The sequence below is a fragment of the Stenotrophomonas sp. genome (assembly GCF_050737075.1).
Classification (GTDB): domain Bacteria; phylum Pseudomonadota; class Gammaproteobacteria; order Xanthomonadales; family Xanthomonadaceae; genus Stenotrophomonas.
This window is the reverse complement of the sequence record NZ_JBOHXV010000009.1, coordinates 48,796-67,924: the sequence shown is the minus strand read 5'-3', so window position 1 is coordinate 67,924 and position 19,129 is coordinate 48,796. Positions and strand designations below refer to the sequence as shown.

Genomic DNA, 19,129 nt, shown 5'->3' with positions numbered 1-19,129 from the left:
GCGCCTAACTATAACGCCGGCATGGGCAAAAAAAAACCCCGCCTTTCGGCGGGGTTCTCGTGTTGCGTTGCGACGGGGTCGCAGGTGCGGGGGACTTAGAAGTCCATGCCGCCCATGCCACCCATACCGCCCATGCCGCCGCCTGCTGCGCCGGCGCCGTCATCCTTCTTCGGCGAATCGGCCACCATGGCTTCGGTGGTGATCATCAGGCCGGCGATCGAGGCGGCGTTCTGCAGGGCAGAACGGGTCACCTTGGTCGGGTCCAGGATGCCGAAGGCCAGCATGTCGCCGAACTCACCGGTGGCGGCGTTGTAGCCGAAGCTGCCGGTGCCTTCCTTGACCTTGTTGACGATGACCGACGGCTCTTCGCCGGCGTTGGCGACGATCTCGCGCAGCGGAGCTTCCATCGCGCGCAGGGCGATCTGGATGCCGTGGTTCTGGTCTTCGTTGTTGCCCTTCAGGCTGGACAGCGCACTGACGGCACGCACCAGGGCCACACCGCCGCCCGGCACCACGCCTTCTTCAACGGCTGCACGGGTCGCGTGCAGGGCGTCGTCGACGCGGTCCTTCTTTTCCTTCATTTCGATTTCGGTCGAGGCACCGACCTTGATCACGGCAACACCGCCGGCCAGCTTGGCCACGCGTTCCTGCAGCTTCTCGCGGTCGTAGTCCGACGAGGTCTCTTCGATCTGCGCCTTGATGTTGGCAACACGCGCGGCGATGTCTTCCTGCTTGCCGGCACCGTCGATGATGATGGTGTTTTCCTTGGAGACCTGCACCTTCTTCGCGTGACCCAGGTCAGCGATGGTGGCCTTCTCCAGCGACAGGCCGACTTCCTCGGAAATCACGGTGCCGCCGGTCAGCACGGCCATGTCCTGCAGCATCGCCTTGCGACGGTCGCCGAAGCCCGGTGCCTTGACGGCCACGACCTTGACGATGCCACGGATGGTGTTGACCACCAGGGTCGCCAGCGCTTCGCCTTCGACTTCTTCAGCGACGATCAGCAGCGGCTTGCCGGCCTTGGCGACGCCTTCCAGCACGGGCAGCAGGTCGCGCACGTTGGAGATCTTCTTGTCGAACAGCAGGATGTACGGGTCATCCAGGTCGGCGGTCTGGCCCTGCTGGTTGTTGACGAAGTACGGCGAGAGGTAGCCGCGATCGAACTGCATGCCCTCGACCACGTCCAGCTCGTTTTCCAGGCCCGAGCCTTCCTCAACGGTGATGACGCCTTCCTTGCCGACCTTCTTCATCGCTTCGGCGATGATGTTGCCGATCGACTCGTCCGAGTTGGCCGAGATCGTACCGACCTGGGCAATGGCCTTGTCGTCGACGGTGGGCTTGGAGATGTTCTTCAGCTCGGCGACGGCGGCCACAACGGCCTTGTCGATACCGCGCTTGAGGTCCATCGGGTTCATGCCGGCCGCAACGGCCTTGGCGCCTTCACGGATCAGAGCCTGGGCAAGCACGGTGGCGGTGGTGGTGCCGTCGCCGGCGTCGTCGTTGGTACGCGACGCGACTTCCTTCACCATCTGCGCGCCCATGTTCTCGAACGCATCAGCCAGTTCGATTTCCTTGGCGACGGACACGCCGTCCTTGGTGATGGTCGGGGCGCCGAAGCTCTTCTGCAGCACGACGTTGCGGCCCTTCGGGCCCAGGGTGGCCTTGACGGCATTGGCGAGCACGTTGACGCCGCGCACCATGCGCGAACGGGCGTCTTCACCGAAACGAATATCTTTGGCAGCCATGTGCGTTTACCTTTTTATGAGATGGCCGGGTCTTGCCCGGCAACATTGATCTGGGCAGCGGGGCAGAGCCCCGCTCTACGAGTCGATTGCGGGGCAGAGCCCCGCTCTACGAGTCAGCGACGGGGCAGAGCCCCGCGAGGCGAATCAGCCAACGATGGCCAGGATGTCGTCTTCGCGCAGGATCTTGTATTCCACGCCTTCGCTCTTGTAGCTGCTGCCGGCGTACTGGCCGTAGATGACCTTGTCGCCCACCTTCAGGGACGGCGCGCGCACGCTGCCGTTGTCCAGCGCCTTGCCCGGGCCCACGGCCACGACTTCACCCTTGGTCGACTTTTCCTTGGCGGAGTCGGGGATGAGGATGCCGCCGGCGGAAACTTCTTCGGCTTCGATCGGCTTGACCACGACGCGGTCGTGAAGCGGCTTGATGCTCATGTGGGACCTCTTAAGTTGTTGATTGGGCTGAAAAAGTCCGGCGATGTTAGCACTCACCCACGGTGACTGCCAGCAACGCTCGTGAAAAAACCCGCCTGTGCGGGACAGGGCAGAGATGGTGCTGCCCCCCGCCCTTTCAAGGGGCTGAGGGGAAATTTCTGCCCGGCGCCCGGGGCCAGCGGGGCCGCGCAGCCGCCCCCCCCTCCCCGACTGCGGCGAGGGTCGCTATTCATCCGCCAATTTCTTGACGCACGTCCCATTGCGGAGTGCCGATAGCGACATCTCGATAGATGTGTCATCTGGATTGGCTAGATTCGGCCGGCAAAACCCAATCACAAGGAGCCGTAGATGAGGTTGCTCACACCGCTATCGCTGGGGTGCCTGCTGGCATTGGCCACCAGCCCCGCCCACGCCGACGTTTTCATCAATGAACTGCATTACGACGACAGCACCGCCGCCGGGGACGTAGGCGAGGCCATCGAAGTGGTCGCCACCGGGGGCGAGGACCTCGGCAGCTACCGCCTGTACCTGTACAACGGCAGCACCCCGTCGGCCGCCACGGTCTACGCGAACAACGCAGTCCCGGCCGGCACCGCCGCCGGCTGCGGCAAGGCCAGCATCGCCACGGTCACCTACCCCACCAACGGCATACAGAACGGTCCCAACGACGGCATCGCGCTGGTCGATGGCAGCGGCAAGGTGGTCCAGTTCATCAGCTATGAAGGCACCATCACCGCCTCGGGTGGCCCGGCCGCCGGGCTGACCAGCCAGAACATTCCGGTCAGCGAGACCAACAGCACCGCGCCAGGCACCTCGCTGCAGCTCACCGGCAGCGGTAGCCAGTACGCGCACTTCACCTGGGCCGCGTCGGCCGCGCAGACCTTCGGTGCCTGCAACACCGGCCAGACCTTCAGCGGTGGCGGCAGCACCGGGCCCAACACCCCGCCGTCGCTGAGCACCACCACCCCCGAACAGGGCGCCACCAATTTCCCGGCCGCCGCCGACCTGGCCGTGACCTTCAGTGAGACGGTGACCGTCACCAGCGGTGCATTCACGCTGAGCTGCGGCCAGTCCGGCACGGTGCCGCTCACCCACGCCAGCAGCGGCACCCGCTTCACGCTGTCCACCAACACCGCACTGGTGGCCGGTGAGGCGTGCCGGTTCGACATCCGCGCCGCCCGCATCAAGGACGCACAGGGCGCACGCCCGGCCGCCGACACCCGCATCGCCTTCACCGTGGCCAGCGGCGGTACCGACCCCGGCCCGGGGCCCGACCCGGATCCGGGCACCTACTATTCCAAGGTCAACACCTCCAGCCCCAGCCAGCTGCGCTGCTCGCTGCACGCCACCATCAAGGGCCACACCTCCTACCCCTACAGTGGCTCGGGTACCAGCACCTGGACCATCCTGGAAATCGCCGACGAGGATCCCAACAACAGCGGCCGCATCCTGGACGCCTACCGCAACCGCAGCTACGCCAAGGTCAGCGACCGCGCAGGCACCGGCAGCGGGCTGACCTACAACCGCGAGCACACCTGGCCGAACTCGCTGGGCTTTGCCAGCACTACCGGCGACAAGGGCCTGCCGTACGCGCCATACACCGACACCCACATGCTGTACCTGACCGATGCGCAATGGAACGCGGACCGCGGCAACAAGCCGTTTGCCAAGTGCGACAGCAACTGCGGCGAGCGCGCCACCGAGGCCAACAACGGCCAGGGCGGCGGCAGCGGCGGCTACCCGGGCAACTCCAACTGGGTGCGCACACCGGACGGCAACACCGGCACCTTCGAGGTGTGGGGCCGCCGCAAGGGCGACATGGCGCGTGCGGTGATGTACATGGCCATCCGTTATGAGGGCGGCAAGGACGCGGCCACCGGCCAGTCCGAACCGGACCTGGAACTGACCGACGACCGCAGCAAGATCGTCAAGACCTCCAGTTCGCCGGCCTACATGGGCCTGCTCTCGACCCTGATCGACTGGCACCTGTCCGACCCGCCGGATGCGGCCGAACGCGCCCGCAATGAAGTGATCTACAGCTTCCAGGGCAACCGCAACCCGTTCATCGACCACCCCGAGTGGGCCACCCCGGCCCTGTTCACCTCGGCCCAGCCGGCGACCTGCCAGTTGGCGAATTGATGCGTTTCCAGGCGCCGGCCAGAGGCCGGCGCTACCGCGTCTGACCCGTGTCGGCCGGTTCCCTTCCGGGACCGGCCGGCATCGGCAGGCTGCGATCTCTATACTCGGCGGTCATGTCGACTGCCGATCCCGTATTCATTCTTCTCACCACCTGCCCCGACGCGGCCACCGCCGCGCGGCTGGCCCATGCGCTGGTGGAAGAACGCCTTGCCGCCTGCGTGACGCGGCTGGACGGCGCGCATTCGACCTATCGCTGGCACGGCGAGGTCACCGAGGACCATGAGGTCCAACTGCTGATCAAGACCACCGGCAGCCGCCTCGACGCCGCCATCGCGCGCGTGCAGGTGCTGCATCCGTATGAACTCCCCGAGTGCATCGCGGTCGAAACCCGCGCCGGCCTGCCGGCGTACCTGGATTGGATTCGGGCACAGACCCGAGAGGAAACTGATTGATGACGCTGCTTCGCCGTATTGGCGCGCTGTGCGCGCTGTTCGTGGTGTCCCTGCCGGCACTGGCCGTCAGCGAGAAAGACCTGCTGCCGGTGGACGAGGCCTTCGGGCTGAGCGCACAGGCGCGCGACCGCGACCGCATCGAGGTCAGCTGGAAGATCGCGCCCGGCTATTACCTCTACCGCCACCGCACCACGGTCAAGGCCGATGCGGGCTTCAGCGCCGAGGCGCTGCAGATGCCGGCCGGCAAGAAGCACCACGACGATTTCTTCGGCGAAGTGGAAACCTACCGCGACCGGCTGACCGCCGTGCTGCCGGGCAAGGCAGCCGATGACGTAGGCACGGTCACGCTGGAAGTGCGCTACCAGGGCTGCGCCGATGCCGGCGTGTGCTACCCGCCGCAGAAGCGCACCGTGCAGGTCAAGCTTCCCGGCGGCAGCGCCCGCGGCGACAGCGCGGTGGCCCCGGCGTTCGGCGGCGCGGCAGTCTCGCCGTTCAACAACCCGCTGGCCGGTGGCGACGCCGGCGGTGGCCTGCGCCTGCCGGGTACGGCCAACGTCCAGACACTGCCGCTGCCGTCCGAGCGCGCATTCGGCTTCGATGCGATCGTGGGCGATGGCAACACCGTGCTGCTGCGTTTCAGCCCGGCGCCGGGCTACTACCTGTATCGCGACCGCACCTCGCTGAAGCTGGAAGGCGCCCCCGGCATCCGCGCGGACAAGCCGCTCTGGCCGGCGGCCAAGTCGCACCGCGACGAACACTTCGGCGATGTGTCGGTGTTTTTCGACCAGGTCGACGTCAAGCTGCCGCTGCGTCGCAGCGTGCCCGACGCGGCCGAGGCCACTCTGGTCATCACCTTCCAGGGCTGCCAGACCGACGGCATCTGCTACCCGCCGATGACCCGTCGCGTGAAGCTGGCGCTGCCGGCCGGCAAGGTCAACGCCAGCGCCGAGGACGTCGCGCGCCGCAGCGAGGTGATCGCGCCGCTGGTGTCGCGCGATAAGCGCGCGCAGCCTCGCGACGCCACCGGCACTGCTTCGCAGCCGATGCTGATCCGCCCGAACGAACCGGCACCGACCAGCGCGGAAACCGCGCGACCCGATGCCAGTGCCGACAACGCGCAGCGCACGCGTCCGCCGGGCAGCAGTGCCAGCACGATCACGCTGCTCACGGCCTTGATGCTGGCGCTGGCCGGTGGCCTGATCCTTAATCTGATGCCCTGCGTGCTCCCGATCCTGTCGTTGAAGGTGCTGGGTGTGGCGCAGAGCGGCGAAAGCCGGCAGCGCGCGCGCAGCCACGCCCTCTGGTACACCGCCGGCGTGCTGGTGGCCTTCGCGGCGATCGGCGCGTTGGTGCTGACCCTGCGTGCGGCAGGCCAGGCCGCCGGCTGGGGGTTCCAGCTGCAGCACCCGTGGTTCATCGCCGCGCTGGTCTACCTGATGTTCACCGTGGGCCTGAGCCTGTCGGGCGTGTTCACCCTGGGCGGCAGCCTGGGCGGCGTAGGCCAGTCGCTGGCGTCGCGCAGCGGCCCGGTCGGCGATTTCTTCACCGGCGTGCTCGCCTGCGTGGTCGCCAGCCCCTGCGTGGCACCGTTCATGGGCGCGCCGCTGGCGTATGCGTTCACCGCACCGGCGCTGCCGGCCATGCTGGTGTTCCTGGTATTGGGCCTGGGTCTGGCGCTGCCGTTCCTGCTGATCGGCTTCGTGCCCTCGCTGGCCAAGCGGCTGCCGCGCCCGGGCGCCTGGATGGAAACGCTGAAGCAGGTGCTGGCCTTCCCGATGTACGCCACCGCGTTGTGGCTGCTGTGGGTGCTGGGCAAGCAGCGCGGCGTGGATGCCATGGCGCTGGTGCTGGCCGGGCTGGTGGTGCTGGGCCTGGCGCTGTGGTGGTTCGAACGCAGCCGCTGGCGCAGCCATCGCGTCGGTGCGCTGCTGGCCAGCCTGCTGCTCGTTGCCGCGCTGGTGCCGGTGTGGGGCGTCACCCGCATCGACGCGCCGGCCAAGGCCGCACGCAGCACGACCGACAACGTGGTGGCCTATTCGCCACAGATGCTGGACCGCCTGCGCCAGGACAACCGCGTGGTGTTCGTCAACATGACCGCCGACTGGTGCGTGACCTGCAAGGCCAACGAGCGCGCGGTGCTGGGCACGGACGCCTTCCAGGACACCCTGCGCCGTACCAACGCGGTGTACATGCGCGGTGACTACACCAACGTGGACCCGGAAATCACCGCGTTCCTGGAAGAGCACAAGGCGGTTGGCGTGCCGCTGTACGTGGTGTACGGCCCGGGCGCGCCGCCCACCGTGCTGCCCACCGTGCTGACCCAGGCACTGGTGGAAGAAGCGCTGCTGCGTACCGCGCGATGAGCACGCCGCCGCCCCGCACCTTCGGGATGATTGGGGTGGTGGCCCTGGCCGCCGTGCTGGGGCTGGGCACGGGCGTGTACTACGTCGCCAAGACGCCGCAGGAAACCCGCTTTCCTGCCGTGGACCGCCCGGCGGCGGTACCGGCCAAGCCGGGCGATGCGATGCCGGCGATCATCTTGCCGGACGTGGACGGCACGCCGGTGGATTTCGCCGGCTTCGGCGGCCGCCCGCTGCTGATCAACGTGTGGGCCAGCTGGTGCGGCCCGTGCGTGGAAGAGATGCCGATGCTGGCCGCATTCGCCGCTGCGCAGCCGGCTGACGGCGTGCAGGTGGTCGGGTTGGCCATCGATACACCGGACGGCGTGCGCGACTTCCTTGATCGCGTACCGGTGAAGTACCCGATCGTGATCGAACAGCCGGCGCCCGACGATGCCAGCGTTCGCCTGGGCAATGGGCAGGGGCTGTTGCCGTATACGGTGCTGGTGGGTGCGGACGGAAAGATCATCAAGCAGAAGCTGGGGCCGTTCGCGCCCGGGGAAATCGAACGGTGGGTGGGCAGTACCGACCAACGGTCGGCACCTACCCGGTAGGTGCCGATCCGGTAGGTGCCCACCGTTGGTGGGTACGGGCGCCGGGGATCACGCGAAAAACCGCCGCAGATATCCAGCCGTCTTCCCCGCCTTCGCGCGGCTCACCTGCTCCGGTGTTCCCGCCGCCACGATCTGGCCGCCTTCTTCGCCGGCGCCCGGACCCACATCGATCACCCAGTCCGCATCGGCCACGGTGCGCAGGTCGTGCTCCACCACCACCACCGTATTACCCGCCTCCACCAGACCGTGCAGCTGCGCCATCAGCTTGTCCACATCGGCCGGATGCAGGCCGGTGGTCGGCTCGTCAAGGACATACAGGCTGTTGCCCTGCTGGCTGCGCTGCAGCTCCGTGGCCAGTTTGATGCGCTGTGCTTCGCCACCCGACAACTCGGTGGCGGGCTGGCCCAGCCGCAGGTAGCCCAGGCCGATGTCGCGCAGCAGCTGCAACGGACGCTGCACCACCACTTCATCGGCGAAGAACGCCAGCGCCTCGTCCACCGTCATCGCCAGCACCTGGGCGATGGTGCGGCCGTTCCATTCCACCTCCAGCGTCTTGGCGTTGTAGCGCTGCCCGTGGCAGGTGGGACACGGCGCGTAGACGCTGGGCATGAACAGCAGCTCGACGTGCACGAAGCCTTCGCCCTCGCAGGTTTCGCAGCGGCCCTGGGCAACGTTGAAGGAGAAGCGGCTGGCGCTGTAGCGCCGCGCCTTGGCCATGCGGGTGCCCGCGAACAGCTTGCGCACGTGGTCGAACAGGCCGGTGTAGGTGGCCAGGTTGGAGCGCGGCGTGCGGCCGATCGGCTTCTGGTCCACATTCACCAGCCGCCGGATCGCGGTGTGCCCGGCATGCAGCCGGCCGCGCGTGCGCTCGATGCGGCTCGGCTGCGGCAGTTCGTCGTCGGCCTCGGCAACGACCGGTTCGTGGCCGAGGTGTTCGCCCACCAGCTCCACCAGCGCCTGGCTCACCAGGCTGGATTTGCCCGAGCCGGACACGCCCGTGACCGCACAGAACGCACCGAGCGGGAAGCGCGCATCCAGCCCGTGCAGGTTGTTGCGGTGGATCGCGCGCAGCTCCAGCCAGCCCGATGGCGTGCGCGGGGTGCGCCGCGCAACGCTGGCATCGGCGAACAGATAGGCAGCCGTGGCCGACGCTTTGATGCCGCGCAGCCCGTCCGGCGGGCCGCTGTACAGCACCTGCCCGCCGTGCTGCCCCGCGCCCGGCCCCACATCCACCAGCCAGTCGGCACGGCGCAGCATCTCCAGGTCGTGCTCGACCACGAACAGCGTGTTGCCGCCGGCCTTGAGCTGGTCCAGCGCGTGGTACAGCGCCTCACCGTCGGCCGGGTGCAGGCCTGCGGTGGGTTCGTCGAGCACGTACACCACGCCGAACAGGCTGGAACGGATCTGGGTGGCCAGGCGCAGGCGCTGCAACTCGCCAGGGGAAAGCGTGGGCGTGGCCCGGTCCATCGACAGGTAGCCCAGCCCCAGGGCCTGCAGCGTGCCGATGCGCTCCACCAGGTCATGGGCGATGCGCTGGGCCGCGATGCGCTTCTCCTCCGACAGATCCGGCGTGCGGCGCACGTCGCTGCTGCCGGCGTGCGCATGCCCACCGTCCGCCACGCGCTGCTGGTCGGCCTTGCGGCCGGCGGCGCGGCTGCGCGTGGCGCGTGCGGCCGGTGCCTCGAAACGGCCTTCCGCAGCCGGGCGCAGCGCCTCGGCCATCGCCGCCAGCGACAGCTGCGACAGCGCGCCGATATCCAGCCCGGCGAACGTCACCGCCAGTGAGGCGCGCTTGAGCCGCTTGCCATCGCAGACCGGGCACACCGTGCCCACCATGAAGCGCGCCACGCGCTTCTTCATCATGGCGCTCTGCGTAGTGGCGAAGGTATGCAGCACATAGCGCCGCGCACCGCTGAAGGTGCCCATGTAACTGGGTTCTTCCTTGCGGCGCAGCGCGGCGCGGGTTTCGGCCGGGGTGAAGCCCGCATACACCGGCGCCACCGGCTGCTCTTCGGTGAACAGGATCCAGTCGCGCTGCTTCTTTGGCAGGTCGCGCCACGGCACATCCACGTCGTAGCCCAGCGTGACCAGGATGTCGCGCTGGTTCTGCCCGTGCCAGGCCGGCGGCCACGCCGCGATGGCGCGCTCGCGGATGCTCAGCGACGGGTCGGGCACCATCGACTGCTCGGTCACCTCGTACACATGGCCCAGACCATGGCAGTTCGGGCAGGCGCCCTGCGGCGTGTTCGGCGAAAAATCCTCGGCGTACAGCATCGGCTGTTTCGCCGGATACGTGCCGGCGCGCGAGTACAGCATGCGCAGCAGGCTGGACAGCGTGGTCACGCTGCCCACGCTGGAGCGCACGCTGGCCGTACCGCGCTGCTGCTGCAGTGCCACGGCCGGCGGCAGGCCCTCGATGGCATCCACGTCCGGCACGCCCACCTGGTCGATCAGGCGCCGCGCGTACGGCGACAGCGATTCCAGATAGCGCCGCTGCGCCTCGGCGTAGAGCGTGCCGAACGCCAGCGAGGATTTTCCGGAACCGGAGATGCCGGAGAACACCACCAGCGCGTCGCGCGGAATATCCACATCGACGTTCTTGAGGTTGTGTTCGCGTGCGCCGCGCACACGGACGAAGGCATCATCGGCGCGCGTGCGCGAAGGGGATTTGGGACGGGTCTTCATCCACGCAGGATACCTCCGGGGGCGCCTGCCGTTTGCAGGCACCCATGGACATGGCGCTCACACACGCCTCACGCCACCGCCGCCCTCACCCCACGCACCGCGGTCGCGGTCGCGGGCCGCGCCAGTACGAAGGCCGCCACCGCTTCGGACAACAGCGCCGCCTGGCGCTGCATGGCCTGCGCCGAGGCCGAGGCTTCTTCCACCATCGCCGCATTCTGCTGCGTGCTGCCGTCCATCTGCAGCAGCGTCTTGCCGACCTGCTCGATGCCCTCGCTCTGTTGCTGGGACGCCGCCGAGATGCTCGCCGTGATCGCGGTGACCTGTTCAACGCTGCTGACGATGCGGCCCATGGTCGCGCCGGCCTCATCGACCTGGCGGGTACCGGCGTTGACCTTCTCCACCGACGTTTCGATCAGCGTCTTGATCTGGCGCGCAGCATCGGCGCTGCGCTGGGCCAGCAGGCGCACCTCGCTTGCCACCACCGCGAAGCTCCTGCCCTGCTCGCCCGCACGCGCCGCCTCCACCGCCGCATTGAGCGCCAGGATGTTGGTCTGGAAGGCGATCCCATCGATCACCCCGGTGATGTCACCGATGCGCCGCGAAGAGGCCGCAATGTCATGCATGGTGGTGACCACCTGCGCGACCGAGGTGCCGCCCTGCGCCGCAATCCCGGCCGCGTCTACCGCCAACTGGTTGGCCTGCTGGGCCGACTCCGCGTTCTGGCGTACGGTGGCGGTGAGCTCTTCCATCGACGACGCGGTTTCCTCCAGGTGTGCCGCCTGGCGCTCGGTGCGCTCGGCCAGGTCGCGGTTGCCGGCGACGATCTCGCCTGCCGCGCCATTGATCGCCCCGGTGGTCTGCTGGATGCGGGCCACGATGTCGGTCAGCTGCTGCACGCTGGCATTGGCATCGTCGCGCATCTGCGCGAACACGCCCTGGAACTCACCCTGCATGCGGACGCCAAGATCGCCGTGGGCGAGGCCCGAGAGCAGCGCCTGCAGGCCGGCGAGATTGCCCTGGAACGTATCCAGCAGGCGGTTGATGCTCACCGCCAGCGTGAGCACGAAGCCCTGCTTGTCATGTACGGCGATGCGCGCATCCAGCGCCCCGTGTGCGGCCGCATCCACCAGCGCGGCCACTTCGGTTTCCACCGTGGTCTCCAGCGCGCGGCTGCGCCACTCCACCGCTGCACCCAGCAACTGGTCGTGGTCGAGGATCGGGTTGAGCACCAGCTGGTAGCGGATCCCCCCCTGTTCGATCTCGTGCGTGCTGCCGTGGCCACGCTGCAGCTGCGCCACGCCGACGGCAAACACCCCGTGCAGCGCCTGCGCGGGTTGGCCGCGCCACCGCTCGGGGGTGCAGTCCAGCGCCGTGCACAGCGCCTGGTTGAGGAAGCCGATGCGCCCGTCCGGTTCCAGCACCATCAGCCCGGTCTGCGCGCAGTCCAGTGCCTGGCGGGCACGGGTGTTGTCACGCGCGGCGGCACGCTCGGCCTCGATCCGGCTGCGCAGGCGCTCCTGCATGTGCTGCAGGCGCTGCGCCAGCTGACCGAACTCGTCATGCGGGTTGTACACGGTCAGCGTCGTGTCCAGCCGGTCGTCGGCGATGTCCTCGGCAAAGCGCAGGGTGTCGGCGATCGGGCGCTTCACCGCATGCAGGGTGAGCAGCAGGGTCGCGATGAGCAGCGTGGCCACCAGCAGCAGGGTCACCGCGAACAGTGCGGTCATCGCCCGCGCCTGGCCCTGAAGGCGACTGCGGGCCGCCTCTAGGGACGCCGCCTGCGTCTGCTGGAGCTGTGCCAGGCTCGGGGCGATCTGGTCGGCGGTGTCCGCCAGCGACTGGGCCTCCACATCCAGACCGACACGGGCAGCGGTGTAGCCCAACAGGGCACCCTGATACGCGTCCATCGCGGCACGCAGTGCCTCCTGCCGGTCGGCGGGCATGCCGGGCGCGGAGACGGCCAGGTCGAACGGCAGCTTGGCCTCGCTGGCGCGGTCGGTATGCGCCGAATCGCCGGTCAGCAGCAACAGGGCCTCCTGTCGGCGGATGGCCTGCCACTGCGCGTCCAGCGCAGAGCGCTGCACACCGGCCAGTTCCCTTTCCATGGCGGCCGCTGCTTCCTCCACCTGCGCGCGCAGTCCCGCGTCGCCTCGGCCCATCTCATCCACACGTGCGTTCAACGCCGTAATGCCATCGGCAAATTCGCCGATACGAGCGGCCAGCGCCTTCAGCGCCGGCGCGCTGCCATTGCCGGCCGCGGCGCGCTGCAGCTCATTCAGCGTGCCCTGCAGACGCTGGCGGGCCTGTTGCAGTGCCTGGCGGTCAGCATCATCGAAACTGGCTGCGTAACGCGTCTGCAGGCGGCGAGCGTCGGCCACCTGCACTTCCAGCGCCGCCATCAGGCTGGTGGCCTGCTGGTGGGTGGCGAACGTATCGGCGGCGCGTTCGCTGTTGTACCGTGTCCACGCATACACGATGGCCACCAGCAGCAGGCCAGCGGCACACGCCACCAGGCTGATTTTCAGCTTGCGCGCCACGCTGAGCCGGCGCAGCGCCGACAGCCCGCGCGACACGGCAAGCACGGCAGGAAGGGGCTCACCGCGACGGGTGAAGGACAGCAACAGGCGGCGGGGGACGGCCGACATCACGGACTCCAGGCGGAATGACGCCTCTGTATCGGCCGCGTTTTCGAAGACTTTAGGACCTCTTCTTCAGGCGGCTGCCCAGCGCCATCCACTGCGCACGTTGTAGCCCGCGCAGACGACCGCACGATGACGGCGGCGCGCGCTGGGAATCCCCGCATGGCGACGTCGGCCGGGTCTCGGCGGTGGCTTGATGCCATCACGACGGCAATGGAGGCATGCTGCAGGCAGCCGTCCCGGACCCCGCCATGACCCGCACCGATGCGTCACCCAAGCTGCTGCCGCCCTCGCGCTGGCGAACGCTGCCGCGCGGCTTCTATCGCCGCCATCCCACCGAAGTGGCGCCGGAGCTGCTCAACAAGCTGCTGGTGCGCGACGATGGGCGCGCGGGGCGGATCGTGGAGGTGGAAGCCTATGCGGGCGACCAGGACCCGGCGGCGCATTCCTTTCGCGGCATGACCGCGCGTACCGCCAGCATGTTTGGCGAGTGCGGTCACCTGTATGTGTATTTCACCTATGGCATGCATTGGGGCAGCAACGCGGTGTGCGGCGAGGTCGGCCAGGGCTGGGGCGTACTGTTGCGGGCGCTGGAACCCGTGGACGGCTTGGATCTGATCCGTGCTGCGCGCCCGGCGATCCGCCGCGACCGCGAGCTGGCCAGCGGTCCGGGGCGCTTGTCCCAGGCGATGGGCATCACCAAGGCATTCGATGGCGCCGACCTGGTGAAGAACGACCGTGGCATCCGCATCGTGTCCGATGGCCTGCCACCGCCGGCGGACCCGGTGGCCGGGCCGCGCATCGGCATCCGGCGTGCGGTGGAATTCCCGTGGCGCTGGCACGTTCGCGGGCATGCGCATGTATCTGGGCCGGTGTCGGGACGACAGGCGTAACGACCAACGGTTGTTACCCACCGGGTAGCGCACGACCGTTGGTCGTGCGCGGCGCCCGCAACAGCGGCAACGGATCGTACGCGCCGTTGGCCCCATAGATGCCCCAATGCAGGTGCGGCGGCGTGCCGGCGGCGTTACCACTGTCGCCCACGTACCCCAGCACCGTTCCTTCCTGTACCACCTCGCCTTCCACCAGATTGGCGCGCCAATCCTCCAGGTGCGCGTAGTAATAGCGCTCGCGCGCCGGCCCCACCACCCACACCTGGCGCCCCCCCAGGCCGGTATCCCGCACCGCCACCACCACGCCTGCCGTGGCACTGACCACGGGCGTGCCCCGCTTGGCGAAGATATCCACGCCGGCATGGGTACGGTCGCGCCCGCGCGGTGCGCCAAAGGTATCGGCAATGCGCCGCGCCGCCACTCCCTCCACCGGCACGGGCAGCGATGTGGGCGGCGGCATGCGCGACAGTTCCCACATCGCACGCGGTGCCTTCAGCCAGTCACTGTTCCAGAGTGCCACCCCCGCGATGCCAAGCACCGCAGGAATCAGAAGCCAACCCAGCCAGCGACGAAACGTTCGAGCCGGCGAACGGCGTCGTGCCTGCGTGGCCGGCACGGAATCTTCACCGGAGTCGGGGAGCGTCATCATGGCAAAGATGGTCGCACACCATCAGTGCACGCCTTATGCACGCGCAGCGCGGTCCGCTTGCATTTCGCGGTAGTGCCGCCATGACCTTACACACCATGCGACCAGAAATATGGTGATGAGTCCAAGGATGGCGAACGAGATCCAGAAACCAATCGGATTCGCCCCCCAGGACAGAAGCCTTTCATGCTGGCCGTGATAGCGCCCATGCACATCAAAGAAGCCGGAACCGCAGCTCCTCTTCCTACGAAGAAGACACAACATGTAACCCGCATTGAGTACGTGACCGCACAGATAAAGGAAGAGTCCACTTCCGATCACGCTTCCCACCAGGTTTGCCGTGGCCCCGCGCTGACTGATCGCCATGTCGCGGGATGGATAGAAGAAGCTGCCGAGCCAGCCTGCAAGCAGGATGACTGCGATGAGCATGGCGATCTCAAATGGCTCCGCGTTCTGCGGGCGCACCCGGTTCAGCATCTCCGCGAATTGGCTGACTGTAATGTTCTGTTTCATCGTTCCATGCCTGCTTCGCCCACACTGAGGACATGCCCGCAGCTTCCGGCGGCAGGCACACTACCGGCATCCAACCCCGGACGGCGGACAATAGCGCGCTGGCAAACCGCCGCCTAGGGGGTCGCTTCCCGCAGCGGAATGCGCAGCAAGCTGTCCGGGTGCCAGTCGATCTTCAGCGGCACACCGGCGTCGGCCACGGACTCATCGCTCACGTCGCGGCCGGTGCCGTGGTTGACCTGGTGCTGCGCGTCCTTGAGCACGTCCACGATCACCAGCAGGCGGCTGCCGGCGGCCAGTTGCCGCCCGGTCATGCGCGTGCGCTGCAGCGGCAGCGTGGTCCAGCGGCCCGGCGTGAGAAGCTGACGATGGGTCATGTCGCGGGCGTAGCTGGCGCGGCCAACGAAGTAGGACAGCTGCATCACCCGCCCGTCCTGCATCAGCTCGTACAGCGTGACCGTCAGGTCGACGTCGCGCTTGTTGATGCGGATCTTGAGGTCGCCGGAGAAGCTGCCGACCACGTCGACCGGCGCGGGAAACGCGTCGCTGACGAAGGCCAGGCCTCCGTCGGTCGGCGCCCCGTCGCGCATAATCGGATAGGGATAGTAGGAATGGCGCTGGGTGCTGCGATCCGCGAAATCCACCGTCTGGCTGATGGCATCGCGCTGGTGCGGCACCTGTTCGCTCAGGCGGTAGCGGTCGCCGTCGCGCGCGCTGGTGAGGTGGAACGCGCGGTACGCGCCCGCCGCCGCGTCCAGCGAGGGGGCGTGTTCCCAGCGGTTGGCGCCCATCAACTGGTAGTTGACCCGGTCCGAGAGCAGCGCAGGCAGCGGCGCGCCGCGCAGCACATGATCGAACCATTCGAAGGTGATGCCCTGGGTGTCGAACTGTGCCACCGGGTCCACGGCATAGCCGCGCAGCTCCATCGCCTTCACCGACGCCTGTGATCCGAAGTGATCGTACGGCCCGATCAGCAGGCGGTGGTCGGCGCCGGGCACGCGGCGGGTGTGCTGTTTGAAGTATTCCAGCGCCGAGATCTGGCCGTCGTCGTAGTAACCGGTGACGGAGAGTACGGGAATGGTGATGCGCGCGTAGTCGTCGCCATAGGGCACCATCGCCTGCCAGTAGGCGTCGTAATCTGGATGCGCCAGCCAGCGCTGCAGCCAAGGATTGGGTGTTCCATCCACTGCGTCGATCTGTCGGTAGGGGCGGCCGGATCGATACCAGTTTTCGGTGAGCGCGTCCCAGCGGCTGCGCTGGTTGTACGTATCGTTGTCGAGCAGGCGGGTGTTGGCCACATAGAACGGCCAAGCATAGTTGGCCGAGAGGAACACGTTGTTCTCCATCGGCAGGCCCAGCCCCGGGATCGCCGCCACGTAGGGGGCGATGGCCTTGAGCGCGGGATGCGCGTGCTTGGCGGCGGCCCACGCGGCAAAGCCGCTATAGCTGCCGCCGTACATCACCACCTGGCCGTCGTTCCAGGGCTGGCGGCTGATCCAGTCGATGGCCGCGTTGGCGTCCTCGCCCTCCGTTTCATAGGGCGCCACCTGCCCGGTGCCGTCGCGCTTGCCGCGTGCGTCCACCACCACGCCGACATAGCCCCGTGCGGCAGCCAACGCGGCCTGGCTGCGGTTCTTCTGCGGGTTGGTGTAGATGGTGAACATCATGGCCGCCGGCTGGGGAGCGCGCACGCCACGCTGGCGCACCATATGCGCCGAGAGCACCACCCCGTCCCCGGCGGGAATGCGTACGTCATCGTCGATCTCGAAACGGCGCCCCTCGTCTTCCTCGATCAACGACGGTGCCAGGTTCGTGGTAGAGGCGTAGGTCTGCACGAACGCGGCCTGGCGCAGCACCTCCAGCGCCCCGTCGCGCGTGATACTGGATTTTCCGGCCTGCGCGGCCAGCGCGTCGCGCAGCTCGGCCTGCGCGCCCGCCAGATTCGTCACGAACCAATAGTGCGTCTGCAGCGCCGCCAGATCGTCGAGCCGTGCGAACTGTGCGCGGAATGCGCGGGCGTAGGCGACTTCAAGAGTGTCCCCGGTATCCGCGCGCGCCTGGGCATACAGCAGGTACGGCACCCAGCGCTGCGCCCGTGCTGGGTCGCCCGCATCTCGGAACGACTGCTGCAGGCGCTCGATGGCGGCGGTGGCCTGCGCAGGGCGACCCGCCACCAGCAGCAGCTGGCTGCGCTGAACATCGGTCAGGCTGCTGTCCGACGGCGGGTCCAGCAGTTCGCCCGCCAGCGCCGCCAAGGCGGCGTCACGCGTTGCCGGCGGGGCGTCGGCAGGCAACGACCAGCGCAGCGATGCGCCCTCTGCCGCGATGCCGGCCAATGGCAGCAGCAGGAGAAGTACCAGCGGGAACATCCAAAACAGGCGCCGCTGCGGGCGTACGGCAGCATGCAGATCAGGTGCAACCACGGTGCAGTCCTTGCCAGGCGATGGGTGGATCGAAGCTTACCCTGCCCAAGGGCCATGCCATACTCGGGTGGCAACCGGCGTCGTCATTCACCCAGCCAAGGTCCGTGCATGTCCGCTACTGCTACCTGTCCCCGCTGCGCGACGCAGTTTGACGGCCGCAAGGCACTGTTGAGTGGCGGTGTCTCGCCGTTCTACTCGCCGTTCTCCAAGCGCACCGTCGCGCTCAAGGTGCGTTGCCCCTATTGCCACCACGAGTTCGCCTCGCCGGACGTCCAGCTGTTCGGCTTCCTCTCGCTCAACGGTTACCGAATGGTGGTCATCGCCCTGCTGGTGGCCTGCGTGGTGCTGGCCAAGTACCTGCCGCACTGACCTACCCGCGTTACGACACCGGCACCGCCTCGGGGAAGGTCCATCGGCCGTCCAGTATCTCTGGCCGTGGACGGTACAGGCGCACCAGGTAATTCCAGCCTTCCATGATCGGCAGGCAGTTCGGCACCTGGCCGTCGCAGCCACCGAACTGGATGTCCACCGAACCGTCGTCATTCTTCTTCGCGGTCACGTTGTTGAGCGTGTAGGCGTTCTGCGCGTTCTTCTCGTAGTAGCCCTTGCCGTTGTAGAGACTGACCGACCAGAAGCCATCCACGGGCACATCTGCGACGTGCAGGCGGTAGACCGTCTTGCCGTCGTTCTTCGACGGGGTGACGTTGAGGTACATCGCGTCGGCGTCGGGGTTGCCGCCCCAAGCCGAGGCCGAGCCGATCAACCGGCGCACGGGGTCCACCGTTTCGCGGGTGCCGAACATGCGGCGGGTGTCGGGCAGGGTCGCGGCCAGCGCCAGCAAGGCCTCGCGCACCTTGCCCTGGCTGACAGCATCCCACTTCGGCACGTCGAAGCTGCCCGGGGATGCCTGCTGCACCTTGATCGCATCCTGCAGCGCATGCACCTGCGCGACGTCTTCGGTGTTGGCGGGGTCGACCAGGGTGCGCACGGCGGCGATGACGTAGCGGGTTCCGTCCTTGCCGCGGCTCAAGGTGTAGGTGCCGGGCTTGTAGGCGACCTGCGTGGTGTACTGGTCTTCATCGATGATCTGCATCGACATGAAACGCTTGCCTGCATCCGGCAGCGTGATGGTCACCGGCCCAGCGTCCAGATCGAAGACCGCCGCAGAGTAGAGCGTGTCGCGGTTCATCCGGATGACGCTCTGGTTGTCGATCGCCGTAGGCTCGCGGCGATGCACGAATTTCCCGAGGCCACCGTCCTTGACCGTGGAGGCGAAGTACACATCACTCTCCGCGCGCGGAAAATTGTCGGCCGTCACCGGCACGCTGCCGGGCTCGGGCACCTGCGCTGCCGGTGCGGGGGATGCAGCAGGTGCCGGCGCGGTGGCAGCCGCAGGCGGCTGCGCGGCGGGCGCAGGGGCCGCCTCGGGTTCGCGACGGCAGGCCGTCAGCGCCGATAGGGCGGTCAACAACACCAGGGCAGTACGGACAACACGCAGCATCGAAGTACTCACGGCGGTGATCTCCAGAGCGTGATGCAAGCCATCTGTGGAATGCCGACGCAGCCACACCGGCAGGGACCTCGCCCGGATGGTAACAACGGGGAAACGCCA

General features: G+C 67.9%; 14 protein-coding genes. 6 read left to right on the top strand and 8 right to left on the bottom strand.

Annotated elements, in window-relative coordinates:
* Positions 1-95: 95 nt before the first annotated feature.
* Both groL and ACREPD_RS03675 read right to left on the bottom strand, forming a co-directional pair.
* On the bottom strand, positions 96-1,745 hold the full coding sequence (gene groL, locus ACREPD_RS03680) for a chaperonin GroEL (RefSeq protein WP_431598039.1): 1,650 nt from the start codon (positions 1,743-1,745) through the stop codon (positions 96-98).
* 144 nt (positions 1,746-1,889) lie between these two features.
* The gene (locus ACREPD_RS03675) at positions 1,890-2,177 is read right to left on the bottom strand and encodes a co-chaperone GroES (protein ID WP_431598038.1); all 288 of its coding nucleotides are present in this window, start codon (positions 2,175-2,177) and stop codon (positions 1,890-1,892) included.
* 348 nt (positions 2,178-2,525) lie between these two features.
* Here ACREPD_RS03675 and ACREPD_RS03670 point away from each other — a divergent pair, with 348 nt between their 5' ends.
* The 4 genes from ACREPD_RS03670 to ACREPD_RS03655 all read left to right on the top strand — a co-directional run bounded on the left by ACREPD_RS03670 (position 2,526) and on the right by ACREPD_RS03655 (position 7,721).
* Positions 2,526-4,316: an endonuclease gene (locus tag ACREPD_RS03670; protein ID WP_431598037.1), complete on the top strand. Its 1,791-nt coding sequence runs from the start codon at positions 2,526-2,528 to the stop codon at positions 4,314-4,316.
* Between the two features lie 113 nt (positions 4,317-4,429).
* A complete protein-coding gene (gene cutA / locus ACREPD_RS03665; protein ID WP_431598036.1) occupies positions 4,430-4,768 on the top strand; it encodes a divalent-cation tolerance protein CutA in 339 nt (112 codons plus the stop codon).
* Positions 4,768-7,131 (top strand): protein-disulfide reductase DsbD domain-containing protein, encoded by a 2,364-nt coding sequence (locus ACREPD_RS03660; protein ID WP_431598035.1) that lies wholly within the window; start codon positions 4,768-4,770, stop codon positions 7,129-7,131. Before cutA ends, ACREPD_RS03660 begins: the two co-directional genes overlap by 1 nt.
* A complete protein-coding gene (locus ACREPD_RS03655; RefSeq protein ID WP_431598034.1) occupies positions 7,128-7,721 on the top strand; it encodes a TlpA family protein disulfide reductase in 594 nt (197 codons plus the stop codon). The genes ACREPD_RS03660 and ACREPD_RS03655 overlap by 4 nt, the downstream gene beginning before the upstream one ends.
* A 48-nt stretch (positions 7,722-7,769) precedes the next feature.
* On the opposite strand, the gene ACREPD_RS03650 is transcribed toward ACREPD_RS03655, so the two are convergent.
* Both ACREPD_RS03650 and ACREPD_RS03645 read right to left on the bottom strand, forming a co-directional pair.
* Entirely contained in the window at positions 7,770-10,406 is a 2,637-nt protein-coding gene (locus ACREPD_RS03650; protein WP_431598033.1) for an excinuclease ABC subunit A, read from the bottom strand.
* A gap of 68 nt (positions 10,407-10,474) precedes the next feature.
* On the bottom strand, positions 10,475-13,051 hold the full coding sequence (locus tag ACREPD_RS03645) for a methyl-accepting chemotaxis protein (protein ID WP_431598032.1): 2,577 nt from the start codon (positions 13,049-13,051) through the stop codon (positions 10,475-10,477).
* Between the two features lie 245 nt (positions 13,052-13,296).
* On the opposite strand from ACREPD_RS03645, the gene ACREPD_RS03640 reads away from it, so the two are divergent.
* Positions 13,297-13,938: a DNA-3-methyladenine glycosylase gene (locus ACREPD_RS03640; RefSeq protein WP_431598031.1), complete on the top strand. Its 642-nt coding sequence runs from the start codon at positions 13,297-13,299 to the stop codon at positions 13,936-13,938.
* 13 nt (positions 13,939-13,951) lie between these two features.
* On the opposite strand, the gene ACREPD_RS03635 is transcribed toward ACREPD_RS03640, so the two are convergent.
* From ACREPD_RS03635 to ACREPD_RS03625, 3 genes are all read right to left on the bottom strand, one after another.
* The gene (locus ACREPD_RS03635; RefSeq protein ID WP_431598030.1) at positions 13,952-14,587 is read right to left on the bottom strand and encodes a M23 family metallopeptidase; all 636 of its coding nucleotides are present in this window, start codon (positions 14,585-14,587) and stop codon (positions 13,952-13,954) included.
* 33 nt (positions 14,588-14,620) lie between these two features.
* On the bottom strand, positions 14,621-15,097 hold the full coding sequence (locus tag ACREPD_RS03630; protein ID WP_431598029.1) for a hypothetical protein: 477 nt from the start codon (positions 15,095-15,097) through the stop codon (positions 14,621-14,623).
* A gap of 113 nt (positions 15,098-15,210) precedes the next feature.
* Positions 15,211-17,517 carry a CocE/NonD family hydrolase gene (locus ACREPD_RS03625; protein ID WP_431598028.1) on the bottom strand — a complete coding sequence of 769 codons (2,307 nt, stop codon included), beginning with the start codon at positions 17,515-17,517 and terminating at the stop codon, positions 15,211-15,213.
* Positions 17,518-17,625: 108 nt separating this feature from the next.
* Between ACREPD_RS03625 and ACREPD_RS03620 the strand changes: the two genes are divergently transcribed.
* Positions 17,626-17,886, top strand: coding sequence for a hypothetical protein (locus ACREPD_RS03620; protein WP_431598027.1), 261 nt, complete (start codon positions 17,626-17,628; stop codon positions 17,884-17,886).
* 10 nt (positions 17,887-17,896) lie between these two features.
* On the opposite strand, the gene ACREPD_RS03615 is transcribed toward ACREPD_RS03620, so the two are convergent.
* Complete coding sequence (locus tag ACREPD_RS03615; RefSeq protein ID WP_431598026.1) at positions 17,897-19,030, bottom strand: DUF1254 domain-containing protein; 1,134 nt, start codon at positions 19,028-19,030, stop codon at positions 17,897-17,899.
* Positions 19,031-19,129 lie beyond the last annotated feature (99 nt).